The organism is Polaromonas sp. P1_E11 (assembly GCF_056405995.1).
On the sequence record NZ_JBFUBA010000002.1, the window covers coordinates 1,110,631 to 1,134,877 of the forward strand.

At 62.7% G+C, this 24,247-nt stretch carries 22 protein-coding genes; 14 read left to right on the forward strand and 8 right to left on the reverse strand.

What is annotated here, in order from left to right:
• The first annotated feature begins 31 nt into the window (after positions 1-31).
• From AC1D11_RS12765 to AC1D11_RS12795, 7 genes are all read left to right on the forward strand, one after another.
• Positions 32-1,108: a branched-chain amino acid ABC transporter permease gene (locus AC1D11_RS12765; protein WP_477648646.1), complete on the forward strand. Its 1,077-nt coding sequence runs from the start codon at positions 32-34 to the stop codon at positions 1,106-1,108.
• A 113-nt stretch (positions 1,109-1,221) separates the two neighbouring features.
• The gene (locus AC1D11_RS12770) at positions 1,222-2,019 is read left to right on the forward strand and encodes an ABC transporter ATP-binding protein (protein WP_477648645.1); all 798 of its coding nucleotides are present in this window, start codon (positions 1,222-1,224) and stop codon (positions 2,017-2,019) included.
• A complete protein-coding gene (locus tag AC1D11_RS12775) occupies positions 2,016-2,813 on the forward strand; it encodes an ABC transporter ATP-binding protein (protein ID WP_477648644.1) in 798 nt (265 codons plus the stop codon). Before AC1D11_RS12770 ends, AC1D11_RS12775 begins: the two co-directional genes overlap by 4 nt.
• Positions 2,814-3,015: 202 nt before the next feature.
• Positions 3,016-4,869 (forward strand): AMP-dependent synthetase/ligase, encoded by a 1,854-nt coding sequence (locus AC1D11_RS12780; RefSeq protein WP_477648643.1) that lies wholly within the window; start codon positions 3,016-3,018, stop codon positions 4,867-4,869.
• Positions 4,870-4,931: 62 nt separating this feature from the next.
• Complete coding sequence (locus AC1D11_RS12785) at positions 4,932-6,101, forward strand: ABC transporter substrate-binding protein (protein WP_477648642.1); 1,170 nt, start codon at positions 4,932-4,934, stop codon at positions 6,099-6,101.
• 177 nt (positions 6,102-6,278) lie between these two features.
• Positions 6,279-6,899, forward strand: a complete 621-nt coding sequence (locus AC1D11_RS12790) for a YdeI/OmpD-associated family protein (protein ID WP_477648641.1) — start codon at positions 6,279-6,281, stop codon at positions 6,897-6,899.
• 97 nt (positions 6,900-6,996) lie between these two features.
• Positions 6,997-7,545, forward strand: a complete 549-nt coding sequence (locus AC1D11_RS12795) for an MgtC/SapB family protein (RefSeq protein WP_477648640.1) — start codon at positions 6,997-6,999, stop codon at positions 7,543-7,545.
• A gap of 25 nt (positions 7,546-7,570) precedes the next feature.
• Here AC1D11_RS12795 and AC1D11_RS12800 read toward each other — a convergent pair whose 3' ends face one another.
• Positions 7,571-8,014, reverse strand: coding sequence for a hemerythrin domain-containing protein (locus AC1D11_RS12800; protein ID WP_457281142.1), 444 nt, complete (start codon positions 8,012-8,014; stop codon positions 7,571-7,573).
• A 180-nt stretch (positions 8,015-8,194) separates the two neighbouring features.
• Here AC1D11_RS12800 and AC1D11_RS12805 point away from each other — a divergent pair, with 180 nt between their 5' ends.
• The 7 genes from AC1D11_RS12805 to otsA all read left to right on the forward strand — a co-directional run bounded on the left by AC1D11_RS12805 (position 8,195) and on the right by otsA (position 15,900).
• Positions 8,195-9,151, forward strand: a complete 957-nt coding sequence (locus tag AC1D11_RS12805) for a complex I NDUFA9 subunit family protein (protein WP_457281143.1) — start codon at positions 8,195-8,197, stop codon at positions 9,149-9,151.
• 263 nt (positions 9,152-9,414) lie between these two features.
• On the forward strand, positions 9,415-10,098 hold the full coding sequence (locus AC1D11_RS12810) for a glutathione S-transferase family protein (RefSeq protein WP_477648639.1): 684 nt from the start codon (positions 9,415-9,417) through the stop codon (positions 10,096-10,098).
• Positions 10,099-10,110: 12 nt separating this feature from the next.
• Positions 10,111-10,416 (forward strand): NIPSNAP family protein, encoded by a 306-nt coding sequence (locus AC1D11_RS12815; RefSeq protein ID WP_477651240.1) that lies wholly within the window; start codon positions 10,111-10,113, stop codon positions 10,414-10,416.
• Between the two features lie 59 nt (positions 10,417-10,475).
• A complete protein-coding gene (locus tag AC1D11_RS12820) occupies positions 10,476-11,771 on the forward strand; it encodes a multifunctional CCA addition/repair protein (RefSeq protein WP_477648637.1) in 1,296 nt (431 codons plus the stop codon).
• Positions 11,772-11,828: 57 nt separating this feature from the next.
• Complete coding sequence (gene otsB, locus AC1D11_RS12825; protein ID WP_477648636.1) at positions 11,829-12,665, forward strand: trehalose-phosphatase; 837 nt, start codon at positions 11,829-11,831, stop codon at positions 12,663-12,665.
• The gene (locus AC1D11_RS12830) at positions 12,662-14,521 is read left to right on the forward strand and encodes a glycoside hydrolase family 15 protein (protein WP_477651239.1); all 1,860 of its coding nucleotides are present in this window, start codon (positions 12,662-12,664) and stop codon (positions 14,519-14,521) included. Before otsB ends, AC1D11_RS12830 begins: the two co-directional genes overlap by 4 nt.
• Positions 14,518-15,900 (forward strand): alpha,alpha-trehalose-phosphate synthase (UDP-forming), encoded by a 1,383-nt coding sequence (gene otsA, locus AC1D11_RS12835; RefSeq protein ID WP_477651238.1) that lies wholly within the window; start codon positions 14,518-14,520, stop codon positions 15,898-15,900. Before AC1D11_RS12830 ends, otsA begins: the two co-directional genes overlap by 4 nt.
• A 657-nt stretch (positions 15,901-16,557) precedes the next feature.
• Here otsA and AC1D11_RS12840 read toward each other — a convergent pair.
• From AC1D11_RS12840 to cadR, 7 genes are all read right to left on the reverse strand, one after another.
• On the reverse strand, positions 16,558-17,049 hold the full coding sequence (locus AC1D11_RS12840) for a thioesterase family protein (RefSeq protein WP_477651237.1): 492 nt from the start codon (positions 17,047-17,049) through the stop codon (positions 16,558-16,560).
• Positions 17,050-17,095: 46 nt separating this feature from the next.
• Positions 17,096-19,066, reverse strand: coding sequence for an acetyl/propionyl/methylcrotonyl-CoA carboxylase subunit alpha (locus AC1D11_RS12845; protein ID WP_477648965.1), 1,971 nt, complete (start codon positions 19,064-19,066; stop codon positions 17,096-17,098).
• A 39-nt stretch (positions 19,067-19,105) separates the two neighbouring features.
• Positions 19,106-20,284 (reverse strand): acyl-CoA dehydrogenase family protein, encoded by a 1,179-nt coding sequence (locus AC1D11_RS12850; RefSeq protein WP_477648964.1) that lies wholly within the window; start codon positions 20,282-20,284, stop codon positions 19,106-19,108.
• 32 nt (positions 20,285-20,316) lie between these two features.
• Complete coding sequence (locus tag AC1D11_RS12855) at positions 20,317-21,975, reverse strand: acyl-CoA carboxylase subunit beta (RefSeq protein ID WP_477648963.1); 1,659 nt, start codon at positions 21,973-21,975, stop codon at positions 20,317-20,319.
• The gene (locus AC1D11_RS12860) at positions 21,972-22,856 is read right to left on the reverse strand and encodes an SDR family oxidoreductase (protein ID WP_477648962.1); all 885 of its coding nucleotides are present in this window, start codon (positions 22,854-22,856) and stop codon (positions 21,972-21,974) included. The genes AC1D11_RS12855 and AC1D11_RS12860 overlap by 4 nt, the downstream gene beginning before the upstream one ends.
• On the reverse strand, positions 22,853-23,581 hold the full coding sequence (locus tag AC1D11_RS12865; protein WP_457281155.1) for a TetR/AcrR family transcriptional regulator: 729 nt from the start codon (positions 23,579-23,581) through the stop codon (positions 22,853-22,855). The genes AC1D11_RS12860 and AC1D11_RS12865 overlap by 4 nt, the downstream gene beginning before the upstream one ends.
• A gap of 72 nt (positions 23,582-23,653) precedes the next feature.
• Complete coding sequence (gene cadR, locus AC1D11_RS12870) at positions 23,654-24,187, reverse strand: Cd(II)/Pb(II)-responsive transcriptional regulator (RefSeq protein WP_477648961.1); 534 nt, start codon at positions 24,185-24,187, stop codon at positions 23,654-23,656.
• Positions 24,188-24,247: the final 60 nt, after the last annotated feature.

Sequence of the window (24,247 nt, forward strand, 5' to 3'; positions counted from 1 at the left end):
CGGCGCACGTTCTCCCGCTGGAAGGCCTGACATGAGGTTCATCTTCAAAACCGATTACGGCCAGGACATCAAACTGGCCAAGCATGCAGGCCACGTGTTCTGGTACGGCGCTCTGATGTTGCTGCTGCTCGCCGCACCGTGGCTGTTCCCCGAGTACTGGCTCGCACAACTCACCTTCGTGATGATCTACGCCATCGCCGGGCTGGGCCTGATGTTGCTGGCGGGTTTCACCGGCCTCTTCTCTTTGGGGCACGCAGCCTTTCTGGGCGTCGGCGCTTACACGCAGGCGGTGATGACCAATGCAGGCCTGCCCTTTCCCGTCGCCTTGTTATGCGCTGCCGGGCTGTCAGCCGCCGTGGGCCTGGTCGTGGGCCTGCCAGCGCTGCGCGTGAAGGGCATTTACCTCGGCATGGCGACGCTGTCTTTTGGCTTCATTGTTGAAGAGGTGTTTGCGCGCTGGGAAAGCGTTACCGGCGGCAATGCCGGCATCCATATCAAGGTGCCCGACATGTTCGGCTGGAAGCTGGCCAGCGGTGAGTCGTTTTATTTCCTCTGCCTCATCATCACCGTGGCGGCCACACTGGGCATCCTCAACCTCCTGCGCTCGCCCACGGGGCGGGCCTTTGTCGCGATCCGCGATTCCGAGATTTCGGCGCAGAGCATGGGTATCCACCTGGCGCGCTACAAGACACTGTCGTTTGCGCTGTCGGCCGCGCTTGCCGGTGTAGCCGGCGCGCTCTACGCGCACAAGCTGCAGTTCATCTCGCCCGACCAGTTCAACATCCTGCAGTCCATCGACCTGCTCTTGATGATCGTGATCGGCGGCGTGGGGTCGGTACACGGTGCTTTTCTGGGCGCCATCTTCCTTATCTCCATGCCGCAAGTCATTGGCCTCACCAAAGACTATTTGCCCGCCACCATCGGCCAGGCGCCGGGCCTGCAGGCAGCGGTTTACGGCATTGTGCTGATCGCCTTTGTGCTGTTTGAGCCGATGGGGCTGTATGGCCGCTGGCTGAAGATTCGCACCTATTTGCAGCTCTTCCCGTTCTATCGCAAGGGCCTGTTCAAGCGACAGAAATCATTCCAGAAGTCAGATCGCCTGAAATGATGATCACACTCCCCCCCCGATGCGGCCTGCGGCCGCCTCCCCCTCAAGGGGGCGCCATTGGCGGCCCGGCAAAGCCGGTTCCGCTATGGCCGCTTGAAGGAGCGCAGCCGGCTATGAGCCCCATCCTTCTCTCCGCCAAAAACCTCAGCGTACGCTTCGGCGGCGTGCTGGCGGTCAACAACGTGAGCTTTGACGTCAAGCAGGGCGAAGTCTTCACGCTCATCGGCCCCAACGGCGCGGGCAAGACCACGGTATTCAACCTGATCAGCCGCATCTACACGCCCACCACCGGCGAGATTGAATACCGCGGCGAAAAGCTCACCCACCAGCCGCCCCACAAGATCGCCTCGCTGGGCATTGCGCGCACCTTCCAGAACATCGAGCTGTTTGAGCACGCCACGGTGCTGCATAACCTGCTGATTGGCCGGCATATACACCGGCAAACCGGCTTGCTGCACGACATCTTATTTACCGCCAAGGCGCGAGAGGCCGAACTGCTGGCGCGCGAAAAAGCCGAGCAGGTCATTGACTTCCTGGACCTGCAACATCACCGCGATTCGATGGTCGCAGGCCTGCCCTACGGCGTGCGCAAGGTGGTCGAGCTGGCGCGGGCGCTGTGCACCGAGCCGCAACTGCTGCTGCTTGACGAACCCTCTTCCGGCCTCAATGTGGAGGAAACCGGCGACATGGCCTTCTGGATCCAGGACATCCAGCATGAGCTGGGCATCACGGTACTGATGGTCGAGCACGACATGTCGCTGGTCTCACGCGTGTCTGACCGGGTTCTTGCCATGAACCAGGGCGAGGTCCTGGCCATGGGCACGCCGCGCGAAGTGCAGAACGATCCCGGTGTGATTGAGGCTTATCTTGGTTCGGTGGATGAGGTCACGTCTTTAAGGAGAACGGCATGAGCGCGGTTCCCCCACCGGTGAGTGACCAACCCGTCCTGAAGCTCCTCAACGTCGAGAGTTCGTATGGCCCCATCAAGGCCATACGCGGCATCAGCCTGCAGGTGCGCCGCAGCGAAATTGCCACGGTGCTGGGCTCCAACGGCGCGGGCAAATCCACCATCCTGAAAACCATCTCGGGCATTCTCGATCCGCGCAAGGGCTCCATCGACTTCAAGGGCGAGGACATCACGGCGCAGGACCCGGCCCATATCGTGCAGCAAGGCCTGTCGCATGTGCCTGAGGGACGCGAGGTATTCCCTTTGCTCAGCGTGCGCGACAACCTCCTGATGGGGGCCTACACCCGCAAGGACCACGACGGTGTGGCGCTCGACATGGAGGCGGTGTACGGCTACTTCCCCATCCTGAAAGAGCGGGCCCTGCAAGACGCCGGGCTGCTGTCGGGCGGGCAGCAGCAGATGCTGGCGATCTCGCGCGCGCTCATGGCTTCGCCCGACCTGATCCTTCTCGACGAACCCAGCCTGGGGCTTTCACCCAAACTCACCAAGGAAATTTTCGAGATCGTGGTGCGCATCAACCGCGAACGCGGCACCACCATCCTGCTGGTCGAGCAGAACGCCAACATGGCGCTCAACGCGTCGGACTACGGCTATGTGCTGGAAAACGGCCGCATCGTGATGGAAGACACCTGCGCCCGCCTGCGCGAGAAGGAGGACATCAAGGAGTTCTACCTCGGCATGAAGGAAGACGGCGTGCGCGGTGAGCGGCGCTGGAAAAAGAAAAAAACCTGGAGATGAAAAAGACGCCCCCTGAATCGGCCTTCGGCCTCCTCCCCCCACTGGGGGGCGATGCTGGCGGCCCGGCTAAGCCGTATCGTTGGACGCCCCCTGTGCGGCCTTCGGCCACTCCCCCCACTGGGGGGCGATGCTTGCGACCTGGCGGAGCCAGCTCCGCGGCATCCTCGTCTTGGCTCGGTGGAATCGCGCAATGGAGGTTTGAATGAGCAATCTTTGGGATCTGAGCCACATTCAGCCCGAGCATGCCGTCGTCATGCCGGGCGAAACCATTCCCGCCGTGTTCTGGAATGCAGTGGAGCAGCGCGCCAACAAAACCTGGATGCGGCAGAAAAAGCTCGGCATCTGGCGCAGCTGGACTTGGACACAAACCGGTGACGTGGTACGCGAAGTCGCGGCCGGCCTCATGAGCCTGGGCTTCGCGCGCGGTGAATGCGCCTCCATCCTTTCCAACACCGTGATCGAATGGGTGCTGGCCGACCTGGCCGTGCTCAGCTGCGGTGGGGTTTGCAGCGGCATCTACCCCACCGACGCCGCCTCACAGGTGCACTACCTTTGTGAAGACTCCCGCACCACCCTGCTGTTTGTCGAAGACGACGAGCAGCTCGACAAGGCGCTGGAAGTACGGCCGCAACTGCCGCTGCTGCGCAAGATCGTCGTGTTCGACACCGAAGGCCTGCGCGACCTCAACGACCCGGGTGTGCTGGGCCTGGACGAGCTGCGCGCGCTGGGCCGCAGCTACCTGACCGACCATCCCGATGCGGTGAAAGACAGCGCCGCTGCCTGCAGACCCGAGGACCTGGCCATCCTGGTCTACACCTCTGGCACCACCGGCAAACCCAAGGGCGCCATGCACAGCCAGCGCGGGCTGGTGTTTACCGCGCGCGGCTACAACACGCTGGTGGCGCAAAACGAAGACGACGAGCGCATGTGCTTTTTGCCGCTGTGCCATATCGCCGAGCGCATGGGCGGCGAATATTTTGCGATGTATGCGGGCGCCAAGCTCAACTTTGTCGAGAACCCCGAAACCATTCCCGAGAACGTGCGTGAGATCGCGCCCACGGTGTTCACCGCCGTCCCGCGCGTGTGGGAAAAGTTTTACTCCGGCGTGATGATCGCGCTGAAGGAAGCCAGCTGGCTGCAGCAGGCCGCCTATGCCTGGAGCATTGGCGTGGGCATGCGCATTGCCGACACCGTGCTGGCCGGTCAGCCGGTCAGCATATCGCTCAAAGCCCGGTTCACGCTGGCGAGATGGCTGGCGCTCAACAACACGCGCAAGCTCATCGGCATCCACAAGGCGCGGTTTTGCGTCACGGGTGCGGCGCCCATTTCGCCCGACCTGGTGAAGTGGTACATGGCGCTGGGGGTTCCCATGCTGGAGGTCTGGGGCATGACGGAGACCTGCGGCGCGGCCAGCGGCGTGCCGGCCAGTTGCATGAAGCCCGGCTCCATCGGCCCGGCCGCCGGCTACAACGAGATGCGGCTGGACCCGGCCACCGGCGAAATCCTGGTGCGAGGCACCAATGTCTTTATGGGTTACCTGAACCAGCCCGGGAAAACCGCCGAGACGCTGGACGCCGAAGGCTGGCTGCACACCGGCGACGTGGGCGTGATGGACGAGCAAGGGTTTTTCCGTATCACCGACCGGATGAAGGACATCATCATCACCGCCGGCGGCAAGAATGTGACGCCCAGCGAGCTGGAAAACGAACTCAAGTTCTCGCCCTACATCACCGACGCCGTGGTCATCGGCGACAAGCGCGCCTACCTCACGGTCATCATCATGATTGACCAGGAAAACGTCGAGAAATTCGCCCAGGATGCGGACATACCCTTCAGTAATTACGCCAGCTTGACGCGGGCAACTGAAGTGCAAGAATTGATTCAGTCGGAGATCGACCGGGTCAACAAGAAGTTTGCGCGGGTCGAGCAGATCAAGAAATTCTTCCTGCTCGACACGCAGCTCACGGCGGAGGACGAAGAGCTCACGCCGACCATGAAGCTCAAGCGCAAGCTCGTAGAACAAAAATACGCCCCGCAAATAGAGGCCATGTACTGAGCCCTGCGCCGACACCGTGTATCGAGTGAACCAGAAACAAGAACCATTAAGGAGACAAAACCATGAAACTTAAATCAACCGCCGTTCTTTCCGCGCTGGCCTGTGCAGCTTTCCTGCCCCTCGCCCAGGCGCAGAGCCAGGGCGTCAGCAAAACCGAGATCACGCTCGGCTCCATCCAGGACTTGTCGGGACCGCTCGCGGGCTTCGGCAAACAGATCCGCAACGGCATGACGCTGCGGGTGGACGAACTTAACGAACAAGGCGGCATCAACGGCCGCAAGGTCAAGCTGATCGTCGAGGACTCGAGCTACGATCCGAAGAAGGCGGTGCTGGCGGCGCAAAAGCTGGTCAACCAGGACAAGATTTTCGCCATGGTGGGCCACCTGGGCACGGCGCAAAACCTGGCCGCCATGCCGGTGCAGTTCGAAAAAAACGTCATCAACTTCTTCCCGGTGACGGCCGCACGCGAAATGTATGAGCCCTTCCACAAGCTCAAGTATTCCTTCGCCGCCACTTACTACGACCAGATGAAGTCGGCCGTGCCCAAGCTGGTGAAAGAAAAGAACGCCAAAAAGGTCTGCTCGATGTACCAGGACGATGAGTTCGGCCTCGAAGTGCAGCGCGGCGCCGATGACGGCCTGAAGACCCTCGGCATGACCATGGTCGAGAAAACGTCCTTCAAACGCGGCGCCACTGATTTCTCGTCGCAGATCGCCAAGCTCAAGGCCTCTGAATGCGACCTGGTGGTGCTGGGCACCATCATCCGCGAAACCATTGGCGGCATCGGCACCGCGCGCAAGCTGGGCTACAACCCGGTTTTCCTCGGCTCCAGCGCCGCCTACACCGACCTGATCCACAAGCTGGGCGGCAAGGCCATGGACGGCCTCTACGCCACCATGACGGTGCAAAACCCCTACCTGGACGAAGCCTCGCAGCCCATCCGCTTCTGGGCCAACAAGTACAAGACAGCCTTCAATGAAGACCCCACGGTGTTCTCGGTCTACGGCTATACAGTGGTCGACAGCTTTATACGCGCTTCGCAAAAGGCCGGCACCAACCTGACTACCGACAGCTTCATCAAGGCCATGGACACCATGGTGATCCCGGCCGACATCTTCGGCAGCTCTGAAGGAAAGTTTGGCCCGCAAAAACGCCTGGGCAACAACCAGTCGCGCCTGTCGATGTTGCAGGACGCGCGCTGGAAAGTGGTGTCTGACTACATCACGCAGTAAAGCCAGACGCGACTGCGAGCCGCGACTCCGAAAACCACCTCCGGGTGGTTTTTTTATGCGAAAAGTGTCCAGAACCCTTTAAATACGGGCGCGAGTAGCTCCTGAATTAATAGCACTCACCTCCACCTATCGCCCCCGTGGCTTGCCCCGAACCCCGGGCGTCACGCAAAATGCGTCATGCCCACCTCCGCCAAACCCGCTTCCAAAACGCCTGCCAGGACTCCCGCCGCCCCGCTTGCCACCGTGCGCTGCAAAGACACCCAGGCCTTCACCAAGTGGTTGACCAAACACCACGCAAGCAGCACCGGTGTCTGGCTGCAGATCGCGAAGAAGGATTCAGGCATAGCCTCCATCACCCACGCCCAAGCCCTGGAAGCCGCGCTCTGCCACGGCTGGATAGACGGCCAGAGGAATTCCATGGACGCGCAATATTTTTTGCAAAAGTTCACCCCGCGGCGTGCCCGCAGCACCTGGTCCAAGGTCAACTGCGCCAAGGCCCTGGCACTGATTGAATCCGGCGACATGCAGCCGGCGGGACTGGCCGAGGTTGAACGCGCCAAAGCCGACGGCCGCTGGGATGCGGCCTACGACGCGCAGAGCAAGATGGCGGTGCCTGGCGACCTGGCGGCGTTGCTCGCAAAGAGCGCCAAAGCCAAGGCCTTCTTCGAAACACTGGACTCACGCAATCGCTTCGCCATTTTGTTCAGGCTGCAAACCGCCAAGAAAGCCGAGACACGCGAGCGCCGGCTGGTGAAGTTCGCCGACATGCTCAAGCGGGGCGAAAAAATCCATCCCTGACGGTGGACAGGGCTTTTTCGGTGACGCCGTACGGCAGACGCGCTACAGTCAATCGGGCGAGCCCATCCCTCAACCGAAACCGTAAAAAGGAGTCCGCATGGCGTCCACCTGGTGGCAGCAAGTCGGTGAAACCATCGCCTCGGAGTTTTCAGATTTGCCCGATGCCGAGCAGGCCACGCGCGTCATGGTTCGCCTCACGCTGGCGGCGTTGCTGGGCGGCCTGCTGGGCATAGAGCGCGAGCAAAAAGGCAAGGCCGCCGGCGTGCGCACGCACATGCTGGTGGCCATGGGTTCCGCGATGTTCGTGCTGGTGTCGCAGCAGTCCGGCATGATCACCGCCGACTTGAGCCGGGTGATTCAGGGCGTGATTGCCGGCATCGGCTTTCTGGGCGCGGGCACCATACTCAAGGGCCACATCAAGGGCAACCCCGACGAAGAGCAGGTCAAGGGCCTGACCACCGCCGCCGGCATCTGGCTGACGGCGGCCATTGGCGTGGCGGCCGGCATGGGACGTGAAAGCACTGCGGTCCTCAGCACCCTGCTGGCGCTCGGCATCCTGGCGCTGGTGCCGCGCCTGGTGCGTTTTCTGGAAAAACCCGAACCGCTGCTCAAGCCTGACGGCGACAAGCGCGGGGACGGTTCATAAGCTCGTCCAGGGGCGCCGTGATGGTTTAATTTTTCGTGCGCTGCGAGACGAACTCGCCTTCATAGCCCTTGGCCAGCGACAGCTTTTCGGCCTCGGTCAACACTTTGCCTGCCAGCTGGAACACACCCTGCTCCTCGTCTTCAAGGTGGTGATAGATCTTGTGGTGCAGCTCTTTGGCCGTGGCCAGCCAGGCGGGCGAGCTGAAATCGGTTTCTTCCAGCGTTTCCACCAGCTTGTCCATTTGGTGGTGCTCGGCAATGCCGTGGCGTGAGGGTTCCTGCGTCATGTCGTGCGCGATCAGCGGCACATAAAAAAAGCGCTCTTCCGCCGCGGCATGCGCCGCGAGTTCGAGCTTGAGTTCCTTGAACAGCGTGGCTCTTTCCTTGCTGTCGCCCTGCGTTTTGATGAGGTTGTCCGCCAGGGCGCGCTGGGTGACATGGCTTGTTCGCAGTGCTTCAAAAATATTCATTCAAGCATTATGGGGACGGCGCAGACCCTGGCGTGTAGGTCAAGAGCGAATCCTGCAGGGTCAAAAATCGCTATTGATTTGATAGCTGCTCACGCACATCCAGCAAGACCTGGAGGCATGAATGACCAAAGAATGGGCCAGCAGGGCGCAAGGCCCGGTAAAAGCGCTAAATTAGGGGTTATGAAAAAAATCCTTCTTCTTGGCGGAACCGGCTTTGTCGGCGCGCACGTCTGTGAAAAACTGGCGCGGCTGCAATGCCGCGTCACCGTGGTCACACGCCGGCAGGCCAGCGCCCGCCACCTGCAAATGCTGCCGCTGGTCGATGTGATCGAGGCCGACGCCCACGATGCCTCCTCGCTGGCACCGCTGCTGGCCGGCCACGACGCCGTGGTCAACCTGATTGCCATCCTTCACGGCACAGAGGCCGCGTTCGACAAGGCGCATGTGCAACTGCCGCTGGAGCTGGCCCGGGCCTGTGAAGCCAGCGGTCTCAGGCGCATCGTTCACATCAGCGCCCTGGGCGCTTCACCCGGTTCGGCATCGATGTACCAACGCAGCAAGGCACGCGGTGAAGCCGTGTTGCTCAGCACCGGGCTGGATGTGACCGTGCTGCGGCCCAGCGTGATCTTTGGCGCTGAAGACAAATTCCTCAACACCTTTGCCCGGCTCCAGCAGATCTTTCCGGTGGTTCCGCTTGCAGCCGCCGATGCGCGCTTTCAGCCCGTCTGGGTGGAAGACGTCGCCGACGCCATCGTGCACTGCCTGCAAGACCCCGACACCGCCGGCCAGATCTATGAAGTTTGCGGGCCCGACGTGTTCACGCTGCGCCAGCTTGTCGGGCTGGCCGGCCGCTACGCCGGTATCAACGGTGGCAAAGGCCGACCGGTAATCAGCCTGCCGGATTCCCTGGGGCGCCTGCAGGCGCGCCTCATGGAGCTCGCGCCCGGAGAGCCGCTGCTGAGCCGCGACAACCTCGACGCCATGGCCACCGACAACGTGGCCACCGGCAAGCTGCCCGGCCTGCAGGCACTGGGTGTCCACCCTGCCGCGCTGGATGCGGTGGGGCCTACTTATCTGGGAGCGCAAGGCTTGCGCAGCGGGCTGACGGCCAAGCGTAAAACCGCCGGAAGGTTTTAGGCCCCCACGGTGGAATAGGGCCCCCACGGTCGCTCACTTCGTGTAGCTCCCTGCCCCCCGAGGGGGCCGCTGCGCCTGCGGCCCGGCAAAGCCGGTTCCGCGGCCCCGGCTGGCCTGAAGAGGAAATCCACCCATCTTATTCGGCGCGGGTGTAGCATTAATTTCAAGGATTTTTTGCATCAATAGCGCACTGGTGCGGCGGTAGCATCGCAAGTCGTTTTACTTTGACTTCTTTCCTTCATCGTCAGCAGAACAGGGACACCATGCTCAAGCTCTACATCGGCAATAAAAACTACTCCTCCTGGTCCATGCGCCCCTGGGTGCTGCTCAAGCAGGCCGGCATTCCCTTTGAAGAAATCAAGCTGCGCTTTGACTCGTTTGATGCCAACTCGAGTTTCAAGGAAAAAATCGGCGGCGTGAACCCGACTGGCCGGGTGCCGGCGCTGGACGACGGCGGTTTTGTCGTGTGGGACACGCTGGCAATTGCCGAATACCTCGCGGAACGCTTTCCCGAGAAGAAACTCTGGCCGCAGGACGTGAAGGCGCGCGCCCGGGCGCGCAGCGTATGTGCTGAAATGCACAGCGGCTTTGGCGCGCTGCGCTCGGCCTGCCCCATGAACATTGAGGCCGACCTGTCGGACATGGGCCAGCTGATCTGGCGCGACAAACCGGCGGTACGCGCCGATGTGCAGCGCATTGTCGAGATGTGGGCCGAGCTGCTGGAGCAGCACAAAGGTCCCATGCTTTTTGGAGAGTTCGGCATTGCCGATGCCTTCTTTGCGCCTGTGTGTATGCGCCTGAGCCGCTACGCCCTGCCGGTGCCTGCGGAAATCAGCGCCTATATCCAGCGCGTCAGCGCGCTGCCCGGTGTCAAAGCCTGGATCGACGACGCTCTGGCCGAAAACGATTTCCGCGAATTCGAAGAGCCCTACCGCGTCAAGCGCTGAACGGGAGACATCATGGTCACGATCTATCTCCGTTACGTGCTCAACACCGCCAAACTCAAGGAGTTCGAGCATTACGGCAAGCTGTGGATTCCGCTGGTCGAGAAATTCGGCGGCACGCACCACGGCTACTTCATGCCCAGCGAAGGCGCCAACAACATTGCATTGGCCTTGTTCACCTTTGAGAGCCTGGCGGCCTACGAGATTTACCGCCAGAACTCCTTTTCCGACCAGGAATGCCTGGCGGCTTTCAAATACGCCGAAACCACCGGTTGCATCATCAGCTACGAGCGCAGTTTCTTCCGGCCGGTGTTTTCCTGAACCGAAAATCCGGCGCCGACCGGGCTTTTGGGGCTGGCGCGAACCGCTAAACTGACCTGATGGAAATATTCATGGTTGGTGGCGCGGTGCGCGATGCCTTGTTGGGCCTGCCTGTGCAGGACCACGACTGGGTCGTCGTGGGCGCCACCCCCGAAGCGCTGGTGGCACAAGGCTATCTGCCGGTCGGCAAGGATTTTCCGGTGTTCCTGCACCCGGACACCCGTGAGGAATACGCCCTGGCCCGCACCGAACGCAAAACCGCGCCGGGCTACCGCGGGTTTGTGGTGCACGCCGAGCCCGACGTCACGCTGGAGCAGGACCTGGCGCGGCGCGATCTCACTATCAATTCGATAGCTGCTCCCGCCCGTCCAGAAACAGTTTCAGCCAATTTTGACCCCGACTTTTCGGCGTTGATCGACCCGTTCGGCGGACAGCAGGACATCAGGAACAAGGTATTGCGCCACGTGACGGAGGCCTTCCGCGAGGACCCCGTCCGCATCCTTCGCCTGGCCCGCTTTGCCGCGCGCTTTCCGGATTTCTCCGTGGCGCCCGAAACCATGATGCTGATGCGGGACATGGTGGCCGAAGGCGAAGCCGATGCGCTGGTACCCGAACGCGTGTGGCAGGAGTTCGCACGCGGGCTGATGGAGGGCAAGCCTTCACGCATGTTCGAGGTACTGCGCGAATGCGGCGCGCTGCAAAAGTTGCTGCCCGAGGTTGCGCGCCTCTGGGGCGTACCCCAGCCCGCCAGCCACCACCCCGAAGTCGACACCGGCGTTCACCTGATGATGGTGCTCGACATGTCGGCGCAGCTTGAAGGCTCTCTGGCGGTGCGCTTTGCCTGCCTGTGCCACGACCTTGGCAAGGGCACGACACCGGCCGATGTTTTGCCGCGGCACATCGGTCACGAAGAACGCAGCGCCCGGCTGCTGAAAGACGTCTGCGAGCGCCTGCGCGTGCCGGTGGACTGCCGCGAGATTGCCGACGTGGTGGCCCGCGAGCACGGCAACGTGCACCGCAGCGAAAGCCTGGGCGCCGCGGCCCTGGTGCGGCTGCTGGAGCGCTGCGATGCGTTTCGCAAGCCCCAGCGTTTCGCCGATATTTTGCTGGCCTGCGAATGCGACGCCCGCGGGCGCCTGGGCCTGCAGGATTCACCCTACCCGCAACGCCCGCGCCTGCTGGATGTCCTGGCCGCGGCCCAGGCGGTACAGACGCAGCCGCTGGCACTGGAGGCCCAGGCGGCGGGACGCGGCGGCAAGCAGATTGGCGAGGCCATCCACAGGGCACGCGTCAAAGCGGTGCAGGACAGCCTCCCCGGCACCGCTACAGGGCAGCCGCCACCGGCTGAAACGTGAAAAAAGGCGAAACCGGCCTACAGTGATTCAACAGGGGCTCTGCTAAGGTGAATGGCGATGCATTTATCACCTTCTTCATCGCCGCCCCAGCCCTCTTCACACGCACTTCCTCCCGGGCCTTTCGGGTCATTGCCGGTCATCAATGCGCAGACCGCCCTCTTTCTGGACTTTGACGGAACATTGGCCGACCTGGCGCCTGAACCCGACGCAGTCCAGCTGGTTTCTGGCGTGATTCCAGCCCTGGCGAGGCTTTCAACGCAGTTGGGCGGCGCGCTGGCGATTGTGTCGGGCCGCAGGCTGGCCGACCTCGACGGCTTTCTCGCGCCTTTGCGGCTACCGCTGGCCACCGAGCATGGCGCGCAGCGCCGGGATACCCAAGGCCGCGTCGTCAGCCTGGCAGAACCAGACCTGCAGGAGCTCACCCGATGCGTTACCGACCTGGCCGCTCACCATGACGGGCTGCGCGTGGAAATCAAGCTGGCGGCCGTTGCCCTGCACTATCGCCACGCACCCGAACTGGAATCTCTGTGCCTGCAGGTCATGCAGGAGGCGGCCGACCGCACGCCCGGTGTCGAGCTGCTGCACGGCAAGTGTGTGTTTGAGGTCAAACCGGCCAATGTCAGCAAGGGTTCGGCCATCAAGGCTTTTATGGCCGAGCCGCCGTTTGCCGGCCGCCTGCCCCTGTTCGCCGGCGACGACACTACCGATGAAGCCGGCTTTGCGGCCGTGCAGTTGCTGGGCGGTGAAGGCATCAAGGTCGGCGAAGGCGCGACCCAGGCGCACCACCGCTGCGCATCGCCCGAGGCGCTGCACCAATGGCTGCATGCGGCGTTCGGCGGGATGGCGCGGGAGACCGACGAAACACCGGCCGCCGCGCCAGAAAGCCGCCCATGAGCGTCGCCGCCGACTCCCTGAACTTCGCGCCGCCCGCCCAACCTTCGCTGGCCATGGGCGTCATCGGCAACTGCGCCTTCAGTGCGCTGATCGACGCGCGCGGCCGCATCGTCTGGTGTTGCCTGCCGCGGTTTGACGGCGACCCTGTATTCAATGCGCTTCTCGAGCCGCGGCCCGCGCAGGACGACGCGACCGCCCCGGGCATCCAGGACTCGCAGTCCAGCGCCTTCGCCATCGAGATCGAGGATTTCGCCGAAGCCAAGCAGTGGTACGAGCCCAATACGGCTGTGCTGCGCACCCAGTTGTTTGACACACGCGGCCAGGGCATCGAGATCACCGACTTCGCGCCGCGTTTTTTCAGCCGTTCGCGCTTTTTCAGGCCCATGACGCTGGTGCGCCGCGTCAAGCCCATCAACGGCGCACCGCGCATCCGCGTATCGCTGGACATCCGCTTCGACTGGGGCCGGCGCAAGCCGCTGATCACCCAGGGCAGCAACCACCTGCGCTATGTGGGCGACGAGCTGACGCTGCGCCTGAACACCGACGTGTCGATTTCGCACCTGCTGTCGAAACAGCCTTTTGTGCTGACACGTGAGCATAATTTTTTGCTCGGCGCCGACGAGTCGCTGCCCGATGGCATTGCCGACACGGCGCGCCTGTTTGAGCAGGAAACCATTTCCTACTGGAAGAAATGGAGCCAGCGCCTGCACATTCCGCTGGAATGGCAGGAGGCCGTGATACGCGCAGCCATCACGCTCAAGCTTTCGCTCTTTGAAGACACCGGCGCCATCGTCGCCGCCATGACTACCAGCATTCCCGAGGCACCCGGCAGCCAGCGCAACTGGGACTACCGTTATTGCTGGCTGCGCGACGCCTTTTTTGTGGTGCGCGCACTCAACAGCCTCTCGGAAGTCGGCACCATGGAAGACTACCTGCGCTGGCTCGCCAACGTGGTGGTGCAGTCCAAGGGCGGGCACATCCAGCCGCTGTATGGCATCGGACTGGAGCGCGAGCTTCCCGAATCCACCATGTTGCACCTGGGCGGATACCGCGGCATGGGACCGGTTCGCGTGGGAAACCAGGCGCAGGAGCATTTCCAGCACGACGTCTACGGCAATGTGGTGCTGGGCGCGGCCCAGGCTTTTCACGACCATCGCCTGTTGCACCGCGCCGGCATTGCCGAGTTCAAGCGGCTAGAGGAAGTTGGCGAGCAGGCCGTGCTCAGCTATGACAAGCCAGATGCCGGCATGTGGGAGCTGCGCACGCGTGCACGCATTCACACCTCATCGGCCCTGATGTGCTGGGCCGCCTGCGACCGGCTGGCCAAGATCGCGCTGGTGCTCAAGCTGCAGGATCGGGCCGACTACTGGCGCCGCCATGCGGCAGTGATGCAGGAACGTATCCTGCGCGAGTCCTGGAGCGAAGAACGCCAGGCCTTTGCTGAAAGCTTTGGCGGCCGCGACCTCGATGCCAGCGTGCTCTTGATGATTGAAGTGGGTTTTATCGACCCCAAAGACCCGCGCTTTGTCGCCACGGTGGACGCACTGGAAACCCATTTGTGCGACGGCCCCTACATGCGCCGCTATGAGGCGCCGGACGATTTCGGCAAGCCCGAAACCGCCTTCAACATCTGCACCTTCTGGCGCATCGACGCGCTGGCACGCATAGGCCGCAAGGAGCAGGCTCGCGAGATCTTCAACACCATGCTGGCCGCCCGCAACCATGTGGGCCTGCTCTCGGAAGACACGCATCCCGTGACCCGCGAGATGTGGGGGAATTTTCCGCAGACGTATTCGATGGTGGGGATCATCAATGCTGCCGTCCGCTTGTCCACCCCGTGGGAATCTCAAGTATGAGTCGGCTTGTTGTCGTCTCGAATCGCGTGGCGGATCCGCGCAAAGCGGCGGCCGGTGGGCTTGCTGTGGCACTCGGGGACGCGCTGAACGCTACCGGTGGGCTGTGGTTTGGCTGGAGCGGCACGGTGGTTGAAGGCGGTGCCGCCGGTGAAGGCGAGTTGCATGTACAGCAGGCGGGCAACATCAAGCTGGCCACGGTGGACCTGTCGGCCGAAGACCATGCGGGCTATTACCTGGGCTACAGCAACGGCGTGCTCTGGCCGGTGTTTCATTACCGGCTGGACCTGGCCCGTTTTGACGCGGGCTTCATCGAGGCCTACCGCCGCGTGAACCGGCTGTTTGCGCACAAGCTCATGAGCCTGCTGCAGCCCGACGACATCATCTGGATCCACGACTACCACCTGATTCCCATGGCGGCCGAATTGCGCGCCATGGGCTGCAACAACCGCATCGGATTTTTCCTGCACATTCCGTTGCCACCGCAGCAGGTGCTGGCGGCCATTCCCCAGCACGAATGGCTGATGCGTGCACTATTCGCCTACGACCTGGTCGGTTTCCAGAGTGAAAACGACCTGCTGCACTTCTCGCGCTATGTGCAGGCCGAAGCCGGCGCGGTGGCGCTGGGCGACAACCGCTTCAGGGCCTTTCATCGCACTGTGCGCGCCGGCGCTTTTCCCATCGGCATAGACGTGGACGAGTTCGCGGCGCTCACGCACGCGCAGGATGCGCGCGACATGTACGAGCGCATGAAGGAAGAGTATTCACGCCGCAAACTGCTGCTGGGTGTGGAGCGGCTCGACTACTCCAAGGGTTTGCCGCAGCGGCTGCGGACGTTTGAAACCTTGCTGAAAAAGTACCCGGAAAATCTCCGCAGCGCCACGCTGATCCAGATCGCCTCGCCCAGCCGTGAAGACATGGGCACCTACACCGATCTGCTGCAGGAACTGGAAAGCCTGTGCGGCGCCATCAACGGCAATTTCGGCGAGCTCGACTGGATGCCCGTTCGCTACATCCACCGCAACGTGGCGCGCAAGCGCCTGCCGGGCTTGTACCGCGTGGCGCGGGTGGCGCTGGTCACACCGCTGCGCGACGGCATGAACCTGGTGGCCAAGGAATTCATCGCCGCGCAAGACCCGGCCGACCCCGGGGTGCTGGTGCTGTCCCGCTTTGCGGGGGCTGCCGAGCAGCTCGAAGACGCGCTGCTGGTCAATCCCTACGACATCGACGGCACTGCGGATACGGTACAACGTGCGCTTCAAATGCCCCTGGAAGAACGCCAGGCCCGGCATCAGAAGCTGCTCAAGACCATCCGCGAACGCGATGTGCATTGGTGGCGCAGGGAGTTTCTCAATGCTTTGGGTTATGAGGGACCGGCTTAGCTTGTGCCTGGTCTTGCTCCGGCCTTTGCGCTCTCTGCTGAGGGTAGCTGGCCGGGGGTTGCCCGGCATGCAACTCACTTTCTTTTGCTTCGCCAAAAGAAAGTAAGCAAAGAAAAGGCGACCCTGCTGTCTGCGACCCTACGCTTCGCTTCGGGCAACCTGCGGTGCTCGGTCCAGGCGGGGTCTCGCTCGAACTCGCCTTCGGCTCAGACAATCGCGATCCCTGATCCGCCTGAACCTGCGCTCCTCGGCGCAGACAGAAGGGGCTAGCGGGAGCGGGAACCGAATACCAATACCAAAGACAAATACCAACAAGGACACGCCATGGCGTGTCCTTGTTTCTTCCGGTATTCGGGGTCTTGTCTTCGGCTGTTTGGTATTCCTGTCTCCACCCCCCTTGTGTATGCGCCGAGGAGCGCAGGGCCAGACGGATTAGGGCAAAAACTTGTTTGAGCGAAGCGAGTTGTTTTTGACCCCGGCTGGACCGAGCACCGCAGGTTGCCCGTAGCGCAGCGCAGGGACGCAGGAACCAGGGTCGCCTTTCTTTTGCTTACTTTTCTTTGGCGAAGCAAAGAAAAGTGAGTCGCTGCCGGGCGACCCCGGCCAGCAACCCTCAGCAAAGAGCGCTAAGGCCGGAGTAAGAGCCGGCCAAGAAAACTAAGAAACGATATAAGCCCCAGCCCCAGTAGAAAACAGTTTCCCGTCAGCCCCCAGAAACTCCATCCTCGTACTCGCCACCCGAGACCCCAGCCGCATCACCTCAGCCCGCAACTCAAAAAACTCACTGATGCCAGGCCGCAAATAATCCACCCGCAGATCGATGGTGCCCAGTTTGGCAAAGCGGTGCAGCCGTTGCATCGGCGATTCGTCCATGTGGCGCGCGCCTATGGCCGCCATCACGGCGAGCCCGCCCATGGCGTCCAGTCCGGCGCTGATCACACCGCCGTGGATGCGGTTGTGGGCGTAGTGGCCGATCAGCTCGTTGCGCATGTCGATACGGGCAGTGACCCGCTCGGCCGTCACCGAGGTGATCTTGAGCCCCAGCAACTTGTTGAAAACGATTTTTTCCTCAAACAACTCTTTGAGGCTGGCGACAAATTCCGGCTCGAACTCAATCGCGCCGGCGGGGGTGGGCTGTGCTTTGGTCATGGTGTCAATTGTCGTGCAGCGAAATCTGTGCTGATTTTCCGGGTTCTCATGCTTTGGCCTCATCGAACCTCAGCAACACTTGCCCGGTACTTGTTTGCTGGCCTACCTCTGCCATCACAGCCGCCAGCACGGCATCGTGCGAGGCATTGACCGCGTGTTCCAGCTTCATGGACTCAATCACCAGCAGCGTGTCGCCGCGCTTCACGGCCTGCCCGGGCGCCGCATGGACCGCAATCACCTTGCCGTTGAAGGGCGCTCGCAATTCTCGCGCGGCTGCAACACCGCCGGATGCTGCCGGCTCCAACGTGGCATCTTCCAGAAACAGGTCCACAGAGCCCGTCTGCACATGCCAGCGTGCACCGGGTTGCCCGGCAGATTCCTTCAGGCGCACCGCCGATATGCGCCGCCCGGTCCGGCCCGTGCCTGCCGTCAGAGCACCACCAGGTCCCTGTGTGATCACCGCCTGCGACACCTCGCCACCCGTTTCGATTTCCAGCGCACCCCCGCCCAGCTCACGTACGCGCAGGTCCAGCAGCTGCGCGCGGTGGCGCAGCCGGACCGGTCTGGGAAACGGGCACGGCAGGCTATTTGCGGTGCTTTTTGAGTCAATATGCTGAGATAAAATGGCCACCAGGCCATACGGGACCAGCGCAAGCAGCTCCTCTTTTTGTAGCATTCCGCGTATCGCATCGCCCTGCTCCGCAAGAAAAGGAATCAGCGCATGCCCGGCGCGGAACACCGGATGGGTCAGGCAAGCCGACAAAAACTTCCGGTTGGTGGGCAGGCCCAGCACTTCGGTACGGCCCAGCGCCGCCACCAGTTGGTCTATGGCTTGCTCACGTGTCGCAGCATGGGCCACCAGCTTGCCCAACATCGAGTCGTAGTGCGGCGACACGACCTGGCCTTCGAACAGCGCGTGGTCAAAGCGCACATCGCCGGGTTCACGAAAGCGCCCGACCGTGCCCGTGTGCGGCGTGAAATTCTCGTCTTCGGCACACAGGCGCACTTCAATCGCATGACCGCTAAACCCCACCTGATCCTGCGCAAGAGACAGCGGCTCGCCTTGCGCTACGCGCAGCTGCCATTCGACGAGATCAAGGCCCGTGACTGCTTCAGTGACGGGATGCTCAACCTGCAGGCGCGTGTTCATCTCCATGAGGAAAAAATCTGCACCCTCCACCAGAAACTCCACCGTCCCTGCACCCACATAACCCGCGGCTTGCGCCAGCGCGACCGCCGCCCCACACATGCGCGCACGCAGTGCAGCATCCACCGCCGGGCTGGGCGTTTCTTCGATGATCTTCTGGTGGCGGCGCTGCACCGAGCAGTCTCGCTCTCCCAGGTGAATGCAATGGCCGTAGGCGTCGGCAAACACCTGCACCTCGACATGGCGTGGATTCAACAAAGCCCGTTCCATCAGCAGCTCCCCGCTGCCAAAGGCCGAGAGCGCTTCAGAACGGGCGCTTTGCAGCGCCGTCGAAAGGTGCGCGGCATCCCGTACCAGCCGCATGCCGCGCCCGCCGCCGCCCGCCACGGCCTTGACCATCAGCGGGTAACCGATGCCCGTGGCCTCGGCTTCAAAGCGCGCGTCGGACTGGTCATGACCCTGGTAGCCCGGCAGGCAGGGTACGCCTTGCGCCGCGGCGAGTTGCTTGGCAGCCGACTTGCTGCCAAGCTGCCGGATCGCGGCCGGCGGCGGCCCCACCCAGGTCAGCCCCGCAGCAATCACCGCGTCGGCAAAGGCGGCGTTCTCGCTGAGGAAGCCGTAGCCCGGATGCACCGCATCGGCGCCGCTGGCCTGGGCCGCAGCAACCAGTTTGTCGATGCGCAGATAGGAATCGGCCGAACTGACACCTCCCAGCGCACATGCGATGTCCGCCTCCTGCACATGCAGCGCACCGGCATCGGCGCCTGAATACACCGCCACCGTCTGCATGCCCATGGTTCGCGCGGTGCGCATGATGCGGCGGGCAATCTCCCCGCGGTTGGCCACCAGCAGGCAGCGGATTTTTTTCATGCGGATGTCCCGCCCCGTGCGCCAGGCATGGCCATGAACTCAGCCACCCTTTTTGCCGGACTTGGCCACGCCCATCATCTTGGCGATGATCCCCATCATGACTTCGTCGGCCCCGCCGCCTATGGAGCCGAGCCGGCCGTCGCGGAACATGCGCGCCACTTTGTTTTCCCAGGTATAGCCCATGCCGCCCCAGAACTGCAGGCAGGTGTCGGGCACCAGGCGGTTGAGCCGCCCGGCCTTGAGCTTGGCCATGGAGGCGAGCTCGGTTACGTCCTGGCCCTGCACATAGAGCTCGCAGGCGCGGTAAGTCATGGCGCGCAGGCTCTCGACTTCGGTCTTCATTTCGGCCAACTTGAACTGCACCCATTGCTGGTCGGCCAGCGTGGCGCCGAAAAGCTTGCGCTCGTGCGCCCACTCGACCGTCCATTCAATACAGTTGGACAGCGACTGGATGCAGCTGGCCGCGCACCACAGTCGCTCTTCCTGGAACTGCATCATCTGGTAGACAAAGCCCGAGCCTTCGCTGCCGATCAAATAGCGCTGCGGCACACGCACTTCGTCAAAGTAGATCAGGCCGGTGTCGGATGAGTTCATGCCGATTTTTTTGATCTTTCTGGCCGCTTCAATGCCTTTACGCAGCTTGCCCTTGTCGCGCATGGGCACCATGACCAGGCTCTTGTTTTTGTGCACAGGGCCTTCGCCGGTGTTGACCAGCATGCACATCCAATCGGCCTGCAGGCTGTTGGTGATCCACATCTTCTGGCCGCTGATGATGTAGTCGCCGCCGTCCTTACGGGCATGGCTCTTGATGGAGGCGACATCGCTGCCCGCACCCGGCTCGCTCACACCGACGCAGCCGACGGCATCGCCGGCAATCGCTGGAGCGAGGAATTCGCGCTTGAGCTCGTCGCTGCCGAAGCGCGCCAGTGCTGGCGTGCACATGTCGGTCTGCACGCCAATGGCCATGGGGACGCCGCCGCAATCAATGTGGCCCAGCGCTTCGGCCATGGCCATGGCGTAGGAGTAGTCCAGGCCCGCGCCGCCGTATTCCTCAGACTTGGTCAGGCCCAGCATGCCCAGGTTGCCGAGCTTCTTGAACACTTCATGCGCAGGAAAGATTTCAGCGGCTTCCCATTCATCGACGTGCGGGTTGATCTCGGCGTCAATGAACCGCTTCAGGGTTTTCTGGATTTCAAGGTGTTCGTGTGTGTATTGCATTTCGTTGTCTCCGGTTCTTTTTTGCAGGCGGTCTACATGCGCGCCACGCCAAACTGCATGGGCCTGAGCTGCCGCGCATCGGCCTCGGCGCACATTGCCAGGCACTGTGCCAGCACCGCGCGTGTGTCGCGCGGGTCAATGACGCCGTCGTCCAGCATCAGGCCCGAGGTGTAGAACACATCGGCCTGCGCCTCGAACATGGCGACAATCTTGTCGTACTGGGCTTGCGACTGGGCCGGGTCCGGCGCAATGCCTTTGCGCGCCAGGGCCGCCTCGCCCACGATCTGCATGGTGCGCGCGGCCTGTTCACCGCCCATCACCGCCGTTTTGGCGCCGGGCCAGGTGAAGAGAAAGCGCGGCGCGTAGCCGCGGCCGCACATGCCGTAGTTGCCCGCGCCAAATGAAGCGCCGCACTGGATGGTGATTTGCGGGACGGCGGCATTGGTCACCGCCTGGATCATCTTGGAGCCGTGCTTGATCATGCCGTCCTGCTCGCTCTCCTTGCCCACCATATAGCCGGTGGTGTTCTGCAGGTAGATGAGGGGGTGGCCCAGCTGGCACATCAGCTGGATGAAGTGCGTGGCCTTGTTGGCGCCAGCCACGTCAATCGGGCCATTGTTGCTGATGATGCCGACGGCATGGCCGTCAATCGATGCCTGCACGCACACCGTGGCCGCGCCATAAAGCGCCTTGAAAGGCAGAAAGTCGGAGCCATCCACCAGCCGAGCGATGACCTCGTGCATGTCCAGCGGCTGGCGCAGGTCGCCAGGAACCAGGCCCAGCAGCTCGTCGGGCGGGTAAATCGGCTCACGGAGGAGATCGGTGTTTGCTATTGAATTAGTAGCTGCTTGCGCCCGCCCTGCTTTTCCTGCTGCCCGATTTGACCAAGAAGTACGGGCCACTACCTGGCGCGCCAGCCCCAGCGCATGGCAATCGTCATCGGCCAGATGCTCACCCAGGCCCGACACGGCGGTATGCATTTCGGCGCCGCCCAGTTCCTCCTCGGTGGCGACTTCGCCGGTAGCGGCCATCAACAGTGGCGGGCCGGCAAGGAAAGCGCGGGAGCGCTTGCGCACCATGATGACCACATCGCTCAGGCCCGGCATATAAGCACCGCCCGCCGTGCCCGAACCGTGCTGCACAGTGATGACGGGAATGCCCGCCGCCGACAGCCGCGCCAGGTTGCGAAAGAGGCTGCCGCCGTGCACAAAGCCTTCGACCCGGTAGCGCATGAGGTTGGCGCCCGCACTTTCCACCAGGTGGATAAAGGGCAGCTTGTTTTGCAGCGCAATCTCCTGCATGCGCAGGATCTTTTCCAGCCCCATGGCCTGGACGGCACCGGCTTCTATGCCCGAGTCACTGGCCACCACCATGCAGCGCACGCCGCTCACAAAGCCGATGCCGGCCACCACGCCGCCGCCCGGCACCGACTGAGCTGCATCCTTGTTGTCCTGCAAATAACCCGCGAGGGAACACAGACCCAGCCAGGGCGCGCCGGCATCCAGCAGCAGCGCCACCCGTTCACGCGGCAAGAGCTGGCCACGCTTGTCGAAGGCGGGCCGTGATTTGGCGGAGGCGGCGGCGCTGCACTCTTCCAGCGCGCGCAATGCGGCGATGCGCGACAGCATCGCCTCACGCCGCTGCATGGCTTGGGGCGATTGCGCATTCCACGCGGAATGGAACAGCGTCATGACTGGAAAACCTTGGGGGTCCCCGCCAGGTGAAAACCGTCGAAAGGTTTGATCGCATCGCGCTGCAAAGCCTCGGCATCGGGCCGCTTCATGGGCCAGCCCATGCGCACCTGGGGCCGGGCGCCGTCGACACGCAAGGTGCTGCCGCTGATGAAGTTGGCGGCCTTGCTGAGCAGGAAGACGACGGCCGCCGAGGTTTCACTTTCGGTGCCGAAGCGGCCCAGTGGCACCGTATGGCGCATCTCGCGCAGCATGGGGCCGGCCTCTGGCGGGTAGTGGTCCATGCCGCTGGAGGCGATGTATCCGGGTGCCACCGCGTTCACCCGCACGCCGCTACGGGCCCATTCGGCCGCCGCGGTTTCGGTGAAGCTGACCATGCCGGCGCGCGCGGCGCCGCTGTGGCCCATGCTGGGCATGGAACCCCACATGTCGGCCACGATGTTCACGATGCTGCCGCCTTTTTCCTGCATGGCTTGCAGGTAGCATTCGCGCGCCATCAAAAATCCGCCTGTCAGGTTGGTGTTGATCACGGCCTCCCAGCCTTTGGCGCTGATGGACTCCAGCGGCGTGATGTACTGACCGCCCGCGTTGTTGACAAGCCCATCGATACGGCCCTGTGCCACCACGATGGCGGTGATGGTGGTTTTGACAGCCTCTTCCTGGCGGATGTCACAGGGGTGGAAACTCACGCGCCCGCCTTGCGCCACGATCTCACCGGCCACGCTGTGCAGTTTCTCGATATTCCTGCCTATCAGCACCACATGCGCGCCCAGCGCGGCGAGTTCATGCGCGATGCAGCGGCCAATACCGGAGCCACCGCCTGTGACAACGATGACCTGACCGGCAAAGAGGCCGGGTTGGAACACGGACTGGTAACTCATGCGCGGACCTTTCTTGCCGGGGATTTCGGAGTCTTTTCTCCAATGAACAGCGCCATGGCCGCATCCGCCAGATCGTCCAGTGACGCGTCTTTCTTTGCATCAAACCACTGCACCGACCAGTTGAGTGCCCCAAAGATCAGAAGGCGCGACAGCTTCACCGGCCCCTTGAGTTGCCCTGCCGCGGCCAGCGCCTTCAGCACGGGCTCCCAGACAGCTTCGTAGTCGCTTTGCAGTCTGGCCAGCAGGTTGCGCTGCCGGGCTGTGATCGAACGCGACTCGTAAAGCATCACAGGGATGAAGTCGCTGCCGGGGCCCAGCAAGACGTCAAAGTGATTGCGGATCAGCACGTGCAGCAGCGCTGGCGCCTCAGCGGTAGAGAGCCCCGCCGCCTGCAAGGCCGCGGCCTGGCGCTGAATCGCCGAGCGCATGCCCTCTTCCATCACGGCATGGAGCAGCGCGCCCTTGCTTTTGAAGTGATAGAAGGGCGAGCCGCTGTGCATGCCGACGGCCGCCGCGATGTCGCGCGTGCTGGTGGCGTCAAAGCCTTTTTTCCGGAACAACCGGGCGGCCGCATTGACGAGTTCGACCCGCCGGTTGCCGTCGTCGCGTTCGTCCAGGGTTTTGCGCGGCCGGCCGCGCGGACGCTTTTCAGCGCTGCCGGTTTCGGTTTTCGAAGGGGTATGAGCGCGTGCGGCAGGTCGCGAACGCGCGGCAGGTTTGTCCATAAGGACGGACCTTAGCAAAACCCGATATTTTTAGCAAGCAAGTGCTTTGTAAAAATACCGGGCCGCGTTTCGTCACTTGCGCTCGGCAGCCGCCTTGCCGGTAGCGGGCTTTTGGCGGCCCTCTTCTTTGGCGGGCACACCGACCTGCGGGTGCGCGCCGTGGATATGCGCATGGCCGCGCCCGGCAGGGGTACGGTTCTGGCTTTGCCGCAGTGCAGCTTTTTCCAGGCCGCTGAGGATGCCGCAGTCGCCCCCGGCCTGGCCGCTGGCACACTGATCACGCAAAACCTTGAGGTCTTTTTCCAGTGCCTTGAGTTCGCGGATGCGGGTGGCGACGTGGCTGATGTGCTCGTCCAGCAGGCTGTTGACGTCGTCGCAGCTGCCGGCCGGCGCATCCTTGAAGTTCAGCAATGCGCGAATTTCCGCCAGCGTCATGTCCAGCGACCGGCAGTGGCGTATGAAGGCCAGGCGCTGCACATGGCTTTCGTCATAAATACGGTAATTGGCGTCGGTGCGCGCGGCTTCGGGTAACAGACCCTCACGTTCGTAGTAACGGATGGTTTCCGTCTGGGTCTGCGCGGTTTTGGCCAGTTCTCCGATTTTCATGGCGACTCCTTGAACATCGTCCCAACATTGCTGTAGGGTCACTTCAGCAGCCAGCTTGAC